The organism is Bordetella ansorpii (genome assembly GCF_900078315.1).
GTDB lineage: Bacteria > Pseudomonadota > Gammaproteobacteria > Burkholderiales > Burkholderiaceae_B > Bordetella > Bordetella ansorpii.
On record NZ_FKBS01000025.1, the window covers coordinates 382,889 to 396,542 of the forward strand.

At 68.5% G+C, this 13,654-nt stretch carries 15 protein-coding genes; 9 read left to right on the top strand and 6 right to left on the bottom strand.

Annotation, left to right across the window (positions count from 1 at the left end; translation table 11 throughout):
• Nucleotides 1-41: 41 nt before the first annotated feature.
• A complete protein-coding gene (gene lptG / locus A7W11_RS19370; protein WP_066417422.1) occupies nucleotides 42-1,220 on the top strand; it encodes an LPS export ABC transporter permease LptG in 1,179 nt (392 codons plus the stop codon).
• The gene (locus A7W11_RS19375) at nucleotides 1,217-2,050 is read left to right on the top strand and encodes a symmetrical bis(5'-nucleosyl)-tetraphosphatase (RefSeq protein WP_066417426.1); all 834 of its coding nucleotides are present in this window, start codon (nucleotides 1,217-1,219) and stop codon (nucleotides 2,048-2,050) included. The genes lptG and A7W11_RS19375 overlap by 4 nt, the downstream gene beginning before the upstream one ends.
• A gap of 80 nt (nucleotides 2,051-2,130) precedes the next feature.
• On the opposite strand, the gene A7W11_RS19380 is transcribed toward A7W11_RS19375, so the two are convergent.
• Nucleotides 2,131-3,033: a LysR family transcriptional regulator gene (locus A7W11_RS19380; protein WP_066417428.1), complete on the bottom strand. Its 903-nt coding sequence runs from the start codon at nucleotides 3,031-3,033 to the stop codon at nucleotides 2,131-2,133.
• Nucleotides 3,034-3,143: 110 nt separating this feature from the next.
• Between A7W11_RS19380 and A7W11_RS19385 the strand changes: the two genes are divergently transcribed.
• Together A7W11_RS19385 and A7W11_RS19390 are read left to right on the top strand one after the other, a co-directional pair.
• Nucleotides 3,144-3,974: an amidohydrolase family protein gene (locus A7W11_RS19385; RefSeq protein ID WP_066417430.1), complete on the top strand. Its 831-nt coding sequence runs from the start codon at nucleotides 3,144-3,146 to the stop codon at nucleotides 3,972-3,974.
• The gene (locus A7W11_RS19390; protein WP_066417433.1) at nucleotides 3,971-4,954 is read left to right on the top strand and encodes a tripartite tricarboxylate transporter substrate binding protein; all 984 of its coding nucleotides are present in this window, start codon (nucleotides 3,971-3,973) and stop codon (nucleotides 4,952-4,954) included. Before A7W11_RS19385 ends, A7W11_RS19390 begins: the two co-directional genes overlap by 4 nt.
• On the opposite strand, the gene A7W11_RS19395 is transcribed toward A7W11_RS19390, so the two are convergent.
• Nucleotides 4,955-5,608, bottom strand: coding sequence for a hydrolase (locus A7W11_RS19395; protein ID WP_066417435.1), 654 nt, complete (start codon nucleotides 5,606-5,608; stop codon nucleotides 4,955-4,957).
• A gap of 136 nt (nucleotides 5,609-5,744) precedes the next feature.
• Here A7W11_RS19395 and A7W11_RS19400 point away from each other — a divergent pair, with 136 nt between their 5' ends.
• Nucleotides 5,745-6,635: a LysR family transcriptional regulator gene (locus A7W11_RS19400; protein ID WP_066417438.1), complete on the top strand. Its 891-nt coding sequence runs from the start codon at nucleotides 5,745-5,747 to the stop codon at nucleotides 6,633-6,635.
• Nucleotide 6,636: 1 nt separating this feature from the next.
• Here A7W11_RS19400 and A7W11_RS19405 read toward each other — a convergent pair whose 3' ends face one another.
• Genes A7W11_RS19405 through A7W11_RS19420 form a run of 4 tightly spaced genes read right to left on the bottom strand, consistent with a single transcriptional unit; the run spans nucleotide 6,637 to nucleotide 8,700 of the window.
• Complete coding sequence (locus A7W11_RS19405) at nucleotides 6,637-7,383, bottom strand: lysophospholipid acyltransferase family protein (RefSeq protein WP_066417441.1); 747 nt, start codon at nucleotides 7,381-7,383, stop codon at nucleotides 6,637-6,639.
• Nucleotides 7,384-7,441: 58 nt separating this feature from the next.
• Nucleotides 7,442-7,888: a Holliday junction resolvase RuvX gene (ruvX, locus tag A7W11_RS19410; RefSeq protein WP_066419270.1), complete on the bottom strand. Its 447-nt coding sequence runs from the start codon at nucleotides 7,886-7,888 to the stop codon at nucleotides 7,442-7,444.
• Nucleotides 7,881-8,480, bottom strand: coding sequence for a YqgE/AlgH family protein (locus tag A7W11_RS19415; RefSeq protein ID WP_066417444.1), 600 nt, complete (start codon nucleotides 8,478-8,480; stop codon nucleotides 7,881-7,883). The genes ruvX and A7W11_RS19415 overlap by 8 nt, the downstream gene beginning before the upstream one ends.
• Nucleotides 8,481-8,535: 55 nt before the next feature.
• Entirely contained in the window at nucleotides 8,536-8,700 is a 165-nt protein-coding gene (locus tag A7W11_RS19420) for a rubredoxin (RefSeq protein ID WP_066132292.1), read from the bottom strand.
• A 198-nt stretch (nucleotides 8,701-8,898) separates the two neighbouring features.
• Here A7W11_RS19420 and A7W11_RS19425 point away from each other — a divergent pair, with 198 nt between their 5' ends.
• From A7W11_RS19425 to A7W11_RS19440, 4 genes are all read left to right on the top strand, one after another.
• Nucleotides 8,899-9,678 (top strand): bifunctional hydroxymethylpyrimidine kinase/phosphomethylpyrimidine kinase, encoded by a 780-nt coding sequence (locus tag A7W11_RS19425; RefSeq protein ID WP_066417447.1) that lies wholly within the window; start codon nucleotides 8,899-8,901, stop codon nucleotides 9,676-9,678.
• A 37-nt stretch (nucleotides 9,679-9,715) separates the two neighbouring features.
• Nucleotides 9,716-10,387 carry a thiamine phosphate synthase gene (gene thiE / locus A7W11_RS19430; RefSeq protein WP_066417449.1) on the top strand — a complete coding sequence of 224 codons (672 nt, stop codon included), beginning with the start codon at nucleotides 9,716-9,718 and terminating at the stop codon, nucleotides 10,385-10,387.
• Nucleotides 10,388-10,396: 9 nt separating this feature from the next.
• Nucleotides 10,397-11,680, top strand: coding sequence for a glutamate-1-semialdehyde 2,1-aminomutase (hemL, locus tag A7W11_RS19435; RefSeq protein ID WP_066417451.1), 1,284 nt, complete (start codon nucleotides 10,397-10,399; stop codon nucleotides 11,678-11,680).
• Between the two features lie 327 nt (nucleotides 11,681-12,007).
• Nucleotides 12,008-13,639, top strand: coding sequence for a DUF342 domain-containing protein (locus A7W11_RS19440; protein WP_066417453.1), 1,632 nt, complete (start codon nucleotides 12,008-12,010; stop codon nucleotides 13,637-13,639).
• Nucleotides 13,640-13,654 lie beyond the last annotated feature (15 nt).

Genomic DNA, 13,654 nt, shown 5'->3' on the forward strand with positions numbered 1-13,654 from the left:
AAGCTTCACGTTTAGACGTCCCATCCTGTTCGATCCCCCCAATGCGTACCGCCCGCCGCTATCTGGCACGCGAGATCTATCGTTCCTGCGCAGTGGTCCTGCTGGCCCTGCTGGGACTGTTCACGTTCTTCGCGCTGGTCGACGATCTGGACAACGTCGGCAAGACCTTCACCATGCTTGCCCTGTTCTACATGCAGGGCCTGGCATTGCCCACGCGCCTGTACGACCTGCTGCCCATCGGGCTGCTGATCGGCTCCATCCTGGCGCTGGCGGGCCTGGCGCAGCGCAACGAGCTGGTCATCCTGCGCGTCTCCGGCGTCAGCGGCATGCGCCTGCTGGGCACGCTGTGGCTGATTACCGTGCCGGTGATGGTGGGCGCGCTGCTGCTGTCCGAATTCGTCACCCCCGAAGCCGAAATCCGGACCGGCGAAGCCAACCTGATGCTGCGCGGCAAGGCCGGCGGCGGCCGGCTGGCCAGCGGCTACTGGTTCAAGGAACCCACCCGCGAGGGCGGCACCCGCATCATCAACATCCAGAAGCTGATGGCCAACGGCCAGGTCGGCGATGTGATGCTGTACGAATTCAAGAAAGACCTCGAACTCACCGCCACCTGGCAGGCCGCCTCCGGCACGCTGGGCAACGGCAGCCTGACACTGACCAACGTCGTGCAGACGCGCATCGACCCCAAGGCGCCCGAAGCCCTGGCCAACGCCCGCCCGCCCGAGCAGCCGCCCGCGCGGGTCACCAAGCTGCCCGAACTGACGCTGGACACTACCCTCAGCCCCGAACGGCTGCTGGCGCGCGTGCTGACGCCCGAGCGCATGTCCATCGTCACCCTGCTGGACTACATCGATTACCTGCACAACAACCAGTTGCAGGCCGACCGGCAGATCGTCGCGCTGTGGCGCAAGGCGGTCTATCCGTTCACGCTGCTGGTCATGATCACTATCGCCGCTCCGATCAGCTTCATGCAGACCCGGCGCGGCGGCGTGGGCGCCAAGGTGTTCATCGGCATCCTGCTGGGCGTGGGCTTCTTCATGCTCAACCAGTTGGCGCTCAACGTCGGCATGCTCAGCCGCTGGCCGCCCTGGCTGACGGCGCTGGGTCCGAACGTGGCCGCCCTGTTGCTGGCCTTCGGCTCCCTTACCTTGATGGAATACCGGCATGTGGTGGGCCGACTGGTCGAACGCCGCTGGCCGTGGAGAAGAGTGCCCGCATGAAAGGCAGCATCTGGATGATTGGCGACGTGCAGGGATGCTGCGAGCCGATGGACGAACTGCTGGCGCACCCGGACCTGGCGGAAGATCCCGACGCCCGGTTCTGGTTTGCCGGCGACCTGATCAATCGCGGCCCGCAGTCGCTGGCCTCCCTGCGCCGCATCAAGTCGCTGGAAGACCGCAGCGTCGCGGTGCTGGGCAACCACGACCTGCACCTGCTGGCCGCGGCGGCGGGCGTGCGCAAGCCGTCCAAGTCGGACACGCTGGACGAGATCCTGAACGCGCCCGACGCCGATGAGCTGATCGACTGGCTGCGTTTTCGCCCCCTGGCCCACTTCGAACACGACCACCTGCTGGTGCATGCCGGCGTACTGGCCAAGTGGGACGTGGCCAAGACCCTGTCGCTGGCCGCCGAAGTGCAGGAAGCCCTGCGCGGCGACAACTGGCAGAAGTCGCTGCAGAAGATGTACGGCAACGAGCCCGTGGCCTGGAAGGAATATCACACCGGCGGCAAGCGCCTGCGCGTCATCATCAACGCGCTGACCCGCATCCGGCTGTGCACGCAGCAGGGCCACATGGAATTCGCCACCAAGGTCGCGCCCGGCGCCTGGCCCAACGGCCTGATTCCCTGGTTCGACGTGCCCAAGCGCGCCACGCGCGACGTCACCGTGGTGTTCGGCCACTGGTCCACCCTGGGCCTGCTGATGCGCGACGACGTCATCTGCCTGGATTCGGGCTGCATCTGGGGCGGCGCCCTCAGCGCCGTGCGCCTGCAGGACCGCAAGCTGGTGCAGATCCGCTGCTCGCAGTTCCGCGACCCGATGGGTAAATAGACACAAGGCCGCGGCCCGGTCACGGGCCGCTGGCGCACCGCCTTGTATGGCCCGTCCTGCATGACACGGCCGCCCACTGCCTAATCGCCCACCGCGCCCAGCGGCCCCAGATCCAACCCCGCGAACATGTCCGCCAGCGTCGGCACCGACCGCGCCGGCCAGATCGCACTCAGGTCGAAACCGGGCAACCCCTGCCCGTCGCGCACCTCGCAGAACCTCACGCCGCGGAAATCCAGCGCGCGGATCCAACTGGGCAGCAGCGCCACGCCGCAACCGCCGGCCACGCAGGCCAGCACCGTCAACGTGCGGTTGGCCTCCTGCGCCACCTGCGTCTCCAGGCCAGCCTTTCGCATGGCGTCCAGGATGCCCGCGTACAGCACCGGCAACTGATTCTGCGGATAGAGCACCAGTCCCGCGCGGGCGATCTGCCCCAGCGATACCTTGCCGTCCGGGCCGGTCTCGAACTCATCGGGAATCGCCGCCACCAGCCGGTCGCGCAGCAGCAGCCGCTCGCGCATGCGCCCGCCCACGGCCACGGGCGTATGCATCAGTCCGATGTCGATCTCGCCCGCCTGCAACGCCTCGGCCTGCTCGGCGTTGCTCATTTCCCGCAGCACGACCTTCACGCCCGGCGCCTGCTTGCGCAACGCCCGCAGCGCGCGCGGCAGCATCTCGAACAGCGCGGAAGACACCAATCCCACCGTAAGCTGGCCGGCGCTGCCCTGCGCGATCAGCCGCGCGTGGCGCGCAGCGGCGTCGATGCGCGCCACGCTGACCCGCACGTCTTCCAGTATGGCCAGCGCCGCCGCCGTGGGCTGCGCGCCGCGCCGCGAACGCGCGAACAGGGCAACGCCCAGTTCCTTTTCCATGCGTACCAATGACTGACTGAGCGCGGGCTGTGCCATGCCCAGCCAGGCCGCCGCGCGGCTGACGCTGCCATGATCCACCACCGCCAGAAAATGCCGCAGATGCCGGGTTTCCATATTGAACCGATATGAATAAATCAGGCAATAAATATAGAACGATATGGAAAGGCTTCCTAGAATGCCGCCCATAACCACGGCGCCATGCCGTGCCCAATACGGAGACAGTCTTGCCCCAGGCAACCGGCACACGCCCGCCCACCGCGGTCGATACCCACGCGCATGTGTTCGAACACGGCCTGCCGCTGGCGCGGCAGCGCCGCTACGCGCCCGACTACGACGCCACCCTGGACCAGTACCTGGCGCTGCTGGACGCCAATGGCCTGCGTCACGGCGTGCTGGTGCAGCCCAGCTTCCTGGGCACCGACAACGGCTACATGGTGCGTGCGCTGGAGCAGGCGGCGGGCCGTCTGCGCGGCGTGGCCGTGGTCGATACGCAATTCAGCGAGGATCAATTGCGCGCACTGGCGCAGGCCGGCGTGGTGGGCATGCGCCTGAACCTGATGGGCCTGCCCGATCCCGATTTCGCCCAGCCCGCCTGGCGCACCCTGCTGGCGCGCGCCAACGCGCTGGGCTGGCACGTGGAAGTGCATGCGCAGGCGGCCCGCCTGCCAGCCCTGCTGCCCGCACTGCTGGAACAGGACTGCCGCGTGGTGGTCGACCACTTCGGCCGCCCCGACCGCCTGGACGACCTGCGCCACCTGCTGGCCCATGCCGGCACGGGCCGGGTGTGGGTAAAGCTGTCGGCGCCCTACCGCAATTGGCCGGACGCCGACAGCCTGACCACCAGCCGCGAGGCCGCGCGCCTGCTGCTGGCGGCCTATGGCGCCGACCGCCTGATGTGGGGCAGCGACTGGCCTCACACCGAACACCGCGACCGCGCGGATCATGCCTCCAGCCTGGCTTGGCTGGACGCCTGGCTGGACGACCCCGCCGACCGGCGTGGCGTGCTGTCCACCACCCCGCTTTCCCTATTCCAATTCCAAGGAGAAGACGCATGAAGACCCTGCCCACCCTGAGCCGCCTGGCGTTTGCCGGCGCGGCGGCGCTGCTGTCGCTGGCGGCGGCCGGCACCGCGGCGGCGGCCTGGCCCGAGCGCCCCATCACCATGGTGGTGACCTACCCTCCCGGCGGCACCGTGGACGTGGTGGCGCGCCTGATCGGGCCCAAGCTGGCCGACAAGCTGGGCCAGCCCGTGGTGATCGAGAACCGCGGCGGCGCCGGCGGCATGATCGGCGGCGCCTATGCCGCCAAGGCCAAGCCCGACGGCTACACCCTGATGCTGGACGCCTCCAATCACGCGCAGAATCCGGCGCTGCACGCCAGGATGCAGTTCGACACTCTGGCCGACTTCGCCCCCGTGTCGCTGCTGCTGCGCGTGCCCAACGTGCTGGTGGTCACGCCCTCCTATGGCGTGAAGTCGGTGGCCGACCTGGTTCGCCTGGGCAAGGACAAGAGCCAGCACGTGTACTTCGCGTCGGCCGGCCCCGGCTCGGCGCAGCACCTGGCCGGCGAACTGTTCAACCTGCTGGCCGGCACGCAGCTGGTGCACGTGGCCTACAAGGGCGGTGGCCCCGCCATGGTGGACGTGATGGCGGGCCAGGTGCCGGTGATGTTCGCCAGCCTGGGCTCGTCCTGGCCGCACATCAAGAACGGCAAACTGCGTGCGGTCGCCGTGGGCGGCACGACGCGCTCGCCGGCCGTGCCCGACCTGCCCACCATCGCCGAATCCGGCGTCCCAGGCTATGAAAGCTACGAATGGAACGCTGTCTTCGCCCCGGCCGGCACGCCCGCCGCCATCGTCGACCAGGTGTCGAAGGCGCTGGCGCAAGTGCTGAAGGAACCCGAGGTGGCGCGTACGCTGGCGGGCATCGGCGCCGAGACCATCGGTTCCACGCCCGCCGAACTGGACACCTTCCGCCGCGGCGAACTCGCCAAGTGGCAGAAGGTGGTGAAGGACGCGAAGATCACCCTGGAGTGATCAACCCGCGGTACGCGGCACCGGCGTGTTGAGCAGTTGCTGCTCCCACAGGAACGCGATGCCGCTGCCGCCCGCATGCTGCACGATGACCTCGGTCAGTGCAGCCGCGTGCTCGGTGCGGGCCCAGTCACGCTGCCATTCGGACGCCACCGCCAGCCAGGTCATCATGTTCGCGCCGGCCGCGATCATGCGTTGGATGGCCACCTGGTGGGACTCGACCGACACGCCGCCGGACGCATCGGTCACCACCGTCACGTCCCAGCCCTCGCCCAGGGCCTGGATGGTGGGCATCGCCACGCACACTTCGGTCCACAGGCCGGCGATGATCAATTGCTTGCGGCCGGTTGCCTTGACCGCGTCGACCACCACGCGGTCCTCCCAGGTGTTGATGAACGTGCGGTCGATCACCTTCTGGTCGGGAAACACGTCGGTGATCTGCGGGAAGATGAGGCCGCCGCGCTCGGCGATCACGCTGGTCAGGATGGTGGGCACCCCGAACGCGCGGGCGGCCTTCGCCAGGCCCGTGGCGTTGTTGACCACCATCTGCGGTTCGTGGCTGTTCAGGTTCGCGAGTTGGTAAGGCTGATGATCGATCAGGACGAGGACCGAGTCTTCGGGGCGTAGAAGCGAATCGAGGCCGTTGCGAAATGCCATGAATACATCCTTGTGAATGAGGTTTCCAGGAGACCCGCGCCGCTGCGGCGCTGCCTGACAGGATTCTGGCATCGCGATTCGAGCTACGATACTGGCTCCCAAAGCGACACTGTGTCGCCAGAACAGGAACGCCAAAGTGGACATCGAAGCACTGCGCACCTTCGTGGAAGTGGCCGACGCCGGCGGGGTGTCGCCCGCCGCGCGCCGGCTGGGCGTGGCCAAGTCCATCGTCAGCCGCCGGCTGTTGCGGCTGGAATCGGAACTGGGCGTTCAACTGCTGGCGCGCACCACCCGCGGCGCGGCGCTGACCGAAGCCGGAGCCACCTTCCGGGACCATGCGGCCCGGGCATGCGCCGAGATCGACTCGGCCAGGGACGCGGTCATGCCCGCCGGAGAGCTGTGCGGACGCCTGCGGATCGCCGCGCCGTTGTCGTTCGGACCGACCCATCTGGCCGCCGTGCTCGCGGACATGGCCCGGCGCCATCCGCAATTGCACCTCGATACCTCGTACACGGACCGCTTCGTCGATCTGATCGCGGAGGGATACGACTGCGCGATACGGATCGGCTACCTGCCGGACTCCAACCTGCTGGCCAGGCGCGTGGGACCGCTATACGGGAAGTTCGTGGCCAGCCCGGACTACATCGCGGCGCATGGCGCGCCGCAGACACCGGAAGAGCTCGCGGGCCATCAGGCGCTGATGCAGGGTACGGAAGCATGGCAATACCTGGATGGCGGCAAGATCCAGACCATCCGTCCGCAGGGACGCTTCAAGGCCGACAACGGCACGGCGCTGGTCACGGCGGCGGTCGCGGGCCTGGGCATCGCGTGGGCACCCGATGGACTGACCAACGACCATGTGGCCTCGGGCGCGCTGGTGCCGGTGATGACGAACTATCCGCCGCCGCCAGCCGGCGTCTATGTCGTGCGTCCGCCAGGCCAGCATCCCTCAAGGAAAATACGGGTGCTGACGGAACGGCTGATCGCGTGCTTCGCGCAGGCCGAGCCCGCGCTGGCGGGCCGTTGAATCAGAGCTGGCCGGCGATGGCGTCGCGCGCCAGGCGCGACAGTTCCAGGCGCGTCGGGGGCTCGCCGTCCTCGCCCTTGGCGGGCAGTACCGGCAGGAACACCAGCTCGACCGCCAGGCCGGTGGTGCCCAGCACGCGCCACATGTTGGCCACCAGGGTCTCCTCGCCCACGAACGAGGCGTAGCCGCTGCGCTGGCCGTGATGCAGGAAGCGCATCGCCACGGGCTGGATGGCCACGCCGGCCTGCCGGGCGGGCTCGAACAAGCTGGCGTGGAAGGGACGCAAGGCGAAACCTTCACTGGTCGTGCCTTCGGGAAACAGGCCGACGGCGTCGCCGCGCTCGAAGCACTTGTGGATGGCCTGGCCCATGTCGTGCACCGCATGCCGCTGGTTGCGGTCGATGAACAACGTGCCGGCGCCCTGGGCCAGCCAGCCGACCAGCGGCCAGGAACGGATCTCGGCCTTGGCCACGAACGAGGTGGCGCGCACGGCGTTGACCACGAAGATGTCGATCCAGGAGACGTGGTTCGCCACCCACAGCACCGCGCCCTTGTAGCGCGGCTCGCCGCGTATGGCCAGGCGGATGCCGCAGGCGTGCAGCAGGAAGCGCGCCCAGGTGCGGTTCAGCCACAGGCGCACGCGGGCGTCCAGCGGCAACCAGGGATAGACCAGGGTGACGCACAACAGGGCGAAGAGGATCAGCGGCAGCACCAGGGCCAGCCGGACGATGAAACGCAGCAGGTTCAACGCGTGGTCTCCGGGAACGAGCCCCGGGCGCCGTACGCGCGGTCAGGGACGGGCAGCATCATACTCGCGAACCGGCGACAGGCGATTCCGCGCTGGGCGAATCGGTGGCCGCGGGCAGCGCGTCCAGGTAGCGCTGCAGGATGACGGCCGCAGCCACGGCGTCGTCGGGCGCATTCGTGCCCAGCAGTTGCTGGGCCTCCATGCTGGAGCCCCGCTCGTCGACCAGGACGACCGGCAGGCCGAAACGGCCATGCAATTGATTGGCGAAGCGCCGGCAGCGTGCGGTGGCCGGCTGCTCGCCGCCGTCGGAGGCCAGCGCCAACCCGACCACCACGCGCTGCGGCTGCCATTCGCGCAGCAGTTCCGCGATGCGGCCGAAGCGGGCGTCGCGCGTCTCGGAAAAGAGGATTTCCAGCGGCCGGGCCTGGCGCGTCAGCGTGTTGCCGATGGCGATGCCCAGCTTTTTCTCGCCGAAGTCGAATCCCAGCAGGGTCTCGTCAGGCATGGCCTGCGTCACCCGCCAGCATGATGGGATCGATGCCCAGCAGCTTCAGCGCAGCCGGATAGCGGTCGTCGGGCGGCACGTCGAAAATGATGCGCGAGTCGGCGCCGACGTTGAGCCAGGCGTTCTGCGCCATCTCGCGTTCGAGCTGGCCTGCGCCCCAGCCGGCATAGCCCAGCGTGACCAGCATGCGGGCCGGACCGTTGCCGTCCGCCACGGCCTGCAGCACGTCGCGCGAGGTGGTCAGGGCCAGTTCGCCCAGCTTGATGCTGGAGGTGTATTCGCCGGCGGGCGCATGCAGCACGAAGCCGCGATCCGTTTGCACCGGGCCGCCGAAAAAGACGATGTCGTCGCGCGTGGGCGCGATTTCCAGCGTGAGTTCGATGCGTTCGAACAGCGTGCCCAGCGTCAGGTCGGTAGGCCGGTTGATGACCAGCCCCAAGGCGCCGCGGGGGGTGTGCTCGCAGACGTAGATGACCGTGCCGGCCAAACTGCCTTCGACCATGCCGGGCATCGCCATCAGGAACTGGTTGGAGAAATCGGCGCCGGATTCGGCGCTCTTGCGGTCTCCGTCGGGATGCTGCGTATCGGTCATGACGGCCCTCGTTGATGCGGTTTGCCGTTATAGCGGATCCGACGGAGCGTAGCCGTCAGATTTCCATCAGTTCGAAGTCTTCCTTGCGTGCGCCGCATTCGGGACAGACCCAGTTGGGAGGAACGTCTTCCCACTTGGTGCCCGGCGCAATGCCCTCTTCCGGCAAGCCTGCCTCTTCATCGTAGACCCAACCGCAAATCAGACACATCCAGGTACGCATGGTTTTCTCGTGCTTGGCGCCGCCGCCCCGATCCGCCCTTCGGACCAGCGGCGCGACGCATCCATTAGAATGGGGACATCTTACCGAAAACCCAATGGGGGCTGCCCGAAAAACCCGGTTGCGGGACCGGCCAGCCCAGTCCGTATCGCTCTTATTCCCGTGTCAGTGGCTCCCGTCCTCCCTCCCCTCGTGCTTCTCATGGGCCCGGTCGATCCGTCCGGCACCGATGGCCTGCCCGCCGACGCCGTCACCTGCGCCCGCCTGCATTGCCATGGCCTGGCCGCCGCGACGGCGCTCACCGTCCAGGACACCGCCGGCATCGAAGAGATCCATCCCGTATCGGCCGACCTGCTGGACGACCAGGCCCGCTGCCTGCTGGAAGACATGTCCGTGCAGGCCATCAAGGTCGGCGGCCTGTACGCCACCGAGGCGGCCAGCGTGGCCGCCCAGATCGCGGCCGACTACAGCCAGGTGCCGCTGGTGCTGCACCTGGGCCCGCGTGGCCCGCTGCCCGACGATGCCGCCGCCCAGGACGACGCCGAAGACCTGCTGTCGGCCATCCTGGAGCTGCTGCTGCCGCAAGCCAATCTGGTGGTGGTCGAGCACATGCGCCTGATGCATTGGCAGTCCGACGGCACCATCGACACCTCCGGCGCGCCCAGCCCGGCGCACGCCCTGCTGTCGGGCGGCGCGCAATGGGCGCTGGTGCTGGGCGCGCCGCTGCGTCCCGGCCATTTCGCCAACACCCTCGTCGGCCCCGAGGGCGAGACCGCCTCGTGGCCCTGGCAGGCGCCGCCCGACCGCAACGCCGATACCGGCGGCGTGGCCGCCACGGCCGCCGCCGCCTTCCTGGCCCAGGGCCTGCCGATGATGCGCGCCGTCGAACTGGCGCTGGCGCATGCCGAGCAGACCCTGGCCGCCAGCTTCCTGCCCGGCATGGGCCGCCGCATTCCCAACCGGCTGGGCGACGGCCAATGACGCCCCCCGCTCCCTCGTTCCAGCCAAGGACGCCACGATGACCGCGCTGCGATTCCCCCGAGGACTGTACGGCGTCACGCCCGAATGGGACGACACCGACCGCCTGCTGCTGGCCGTGCAGCAAGCCGCCGCCGGCGGCATGCGCTCGCTGCAGTTGCGCCGCAAGGACGTGCCCGACGCCGTGCGCGCCGACCAGGCCCGCGCGCTGGCCCCGCTGTGCCGCGAGCTGGGCGTGGTGCTGATGATCAACGACCACTGGCGCCTGGCGCTCGAGGTGGGCGCCGACGGCGTACACCTGGGCCGCGACGACGGCGACCTGGCCGAGGTACGCCGCCTGGCGCCGGATATCATCGTCGGCGCGTCCTGCTATGACGAACTCGACCGCGCCCGGCGCCAGATGGATGCCGGCGCGGATTACATCGCCTTCGGCGCGGTGTTCCCCTCGCCCACCAAGCCGCAAGCCGTGCATGCGCCGCTGGCGCTGCTTGGCCAGGCCCGCGATCTGACCGAACAGCAACCCCGCCCCCGCCCCGCCGTCGTGGCCATCGGCGGCATCACGCCGCAGAACGCCGTGCTGGCGGCCCAGGCCGGCGCCGACGCCATCGCCGTCATCACCGGCCTCTTCGAGGCCCCTGACATCGCAGCAGCCGCGCGAGCCTGCGCGGCGCCCTACGCCACTCCTTCCCGCCCGCCGGCGGCAACCGAATAAGCCCGTCCCATGTCCCGTAACGCCGAACTCTTCGAACGCGCCTGCCTGAGCATTCCCGGCGGCGTCAACTCTCCCGTGCGCGCCTTCCGTTCCGTGGGCGGCACGCCGCGCTTCATCGCGCGCGCGCAGGGCCCGCACGTGTGGGACGCCGACGGCGCGCGCTACATCGACTACGTCGGCTCGTGGGGCCCGGCCATCCTGGGCCATGCCCACCCCGAAGTGGTCAAGGCCGTCCAGGACGCGGCCGTGCACGGCCTGTCGTTCGGCGCGCCCACCGAAGCCGAGGTCGAACTGGCCGAACTGCTGATCCAGCGCCTGCCTTCGCTCGAGCAGGTGCGCCTGGTCAGCTCGGGCACCGAGGCCACCATGACGGCCATCCGCCTGGCGCGCGGCGCCACCGGACGCGCCAAGATCGTCAAGTTCGAGGGCTGCTACCACGGCCACTCCGACAGCCTGCTGGTCAAGGCCGGCTCGGGCCTGCTGACCTTCGGCAATCCCAGCTCGGCCGGCGTGCCGCCCGAGTTCGTGGCGCACACGCTCACCCTGGAATACAACAACCTGCAGGCCGTGCAGACGGCGTTCGACGAACACGGCGCGGACATCGCCTGCGTGATCGTCGAGCCGGTGGCCGGCAACATGAACCTGATCAAGCCCGCGCCCGGCTTCCTGGAAGGCCTGCGCGACGTGTGCACGCGCAGCGGCGCCGTGCTGATCTTCGACGAAGTGATGACCGGCTTTCGCGTGGGTCCGCAGGGCGTGCAGGGCCTGACGGGCGTGCGCCCCGACCTGACCACGCTGGCCAAGGTGATCGGCGGCGGCATGCCGGTGGGCGCCTTCGGCGGCAGCGCCGAACTGATGAAGCACATCGCCCCCCTGGGCGGCGTCTACCAGGCGGGCACGCTGTCGGGCAATCCCGTGGCCGTGGCCGCCGGCCTGGCCACGCTGCGCCTGACCGGCGCACCCGGCTTCTACGAACATCTGTCCGCGCAGACACTCAAACTGGCCGAAGGCCTGCAGGCCCGCGCCCGCGCCGCCGGCCTGGCGTTCTCCGCGGATGCCATCGGTGGCATGTTCGGCCTCTATTTCGGCGACAAGGTGCCCACCTCGTTCGCCGAGGTCTCGGCTTGCGACGCGGCGGCGTTCAAACAATTTTTCCACCTCATGCTCGAAGCCGGCGTACACTTCGCTCCGTCCGCGTTCGAGGCCGGCTTCGTTTCCGCCACGCACGACGACGCCGTCATCCAGACCACCCTGGACGCGGCGGAACAGGCTTTCGCGGCCATGACCCGCTGAACGCCGAGCCCGACGCAAGCGCCACGTTTCATGCCTTGGCCTGACGGCCCCTTACGGGGCCGCTTTGCCCTGGGCGGCGAACGGGCGGCACAAACCGTCCACATAACGGACGTTTTGGGGTGCATGTCCCCTATTACTGCTGTCTTGCTTGTTTTTTGAGTGAAATCAGCAAGATAGGGGAACTTTTCATGCATGCTCCCTACCACGCGACGCCGATCTTCGCGTAATATGTCTTGATATTTCTATTTATTACTGCCCCGATAGAGGCTGTGCGCCCCTTGCCGCGCGCATGAGCCAGACGCATCCGTTCTGAAAGAAAGGACCTCCATGTCTGCCGAAAATCCCATCCAGCTGGTTGTCGACGAGGACTCCCAAGTCTTGTCCGCCATCTACCAGCCGGATGGCGACAACCCTGAGCCTCCCACGCGCCAGGCGCTCGAGGCCGCGGTCCAAGCACAGGAATGGGGTCTCGAGGTTCTGGATGAAGATCTGGTCGCCTCGTTCCTGAACGCCTGCCATGACGCCGACGGCGCCGTGCGCCTGGCCATCGGCGCGATCATCATCCATGGCTCGTTCGAACTGGACGTCACGCCCGACCTGATGTCGGCCATGCTGACGCTCACGCCCCCGCGCGGCGGCAATCCCGTCACCGAAGAAGACGTGCGCGCCGCGCTGGCGGCCAGCGGCATCATCGCGGGCATCCTGGACCTGACGCTGCGCGATCTCATCGCGCAAGGCGAATGCGACCGCGTCGTCATCGCCGAGGGCAAGTATCCGGTGCCGGGCCGGCAGGGGCATTTCGAAAGCCTGCTCGAATCGCTGGCGGTGCGCCAGCGCGAGGACGACGAGAACGCAATCATCGACTACCGCGAAATGGGCAACCTGACGCTGGTCGAGCCCGGCGAGCCGCTGATGCGCCGCATTCCCAGCACGCCGGGCGAACCCGGCCACAACGTGCTGGGCCGCCCCATCGAGCCGCCGCCCCTGCCCGACGTGCCGTTCGCCCCCAACCTGACCGGCGTCGAAACCGACCCCGACGACCCCGACCTGCTGCTGGCCGCCATCTCGGGCGTGCCGATGGTGGTGGCGCAGGGCGTGCAGGTGAACTCGCTGGTCGAGGTCGACGCGGTCGACCTGACCTCGGGCAACATCGAATTCGACGGCACGCTGCGCGTGAAGGGCGACATCACCATGGGCATGCTGGTGCGCGTCACCGGCGACGTGGTGGTCAATGGCACCATCGAAGCCGCCCACGTGCATGCGGGCGGCAACATCACCGTCAACGGCGGCATCGTCGGCATGGCCGACGCCTTCGCCCGCGACAACCGCGGCAACAGCCGCCAGGCCCACATCAGTTGTGGCGGCACCGTCAAGGCACGCTTCCTGTCCAACGCCGAAGTCAGCGCGGGCAAGAACGTGGCCATCGAGCGCGAAGTGCGCCAGTGCACCATCAGCGCCGGCGAAAGCGTGCTGGTCGGCCCGCCGGGCTCGCAACAAGGCGCCGTCACGGGCGGCATGATCCATGCGTTGAAATCGGTGCAATCGGGCATCCTGGGCTCGATGGCCGCCGCCCCCACCGAGGTGCGCGTAGGCACCGACCCGCATGCGTCCTCGAAGCGCGCCGCACTGGAAGACGAACGCCGCGACCTGACCGACAAGAAGGACAAGCTGGAAAAGCTGGTGCTGTTCCTGAAGGTCAATCCGCAGAAGAACGTGAACGGCGTGGGCGAACGCGCCGCCAACACGCTGAACCAGGTGCTCGCCGGCCTGACGGATCTGCAGGCCCGCGAAGAACAGCTCACTCGCGACCTGATGCCGCTGCAGTCGGCCACCATCACGGCCAAGAAGCGCTTCTATGGCGGCGTGAAGCTGTTCATCGCCAACCGGCGCATGGAATTCATCGAAGACCAGATCGGCGGCCGCGCCGGCCTGGAAAACGGCGAGATCGTCGTCCGCTGACCGCATCGCGCGGGG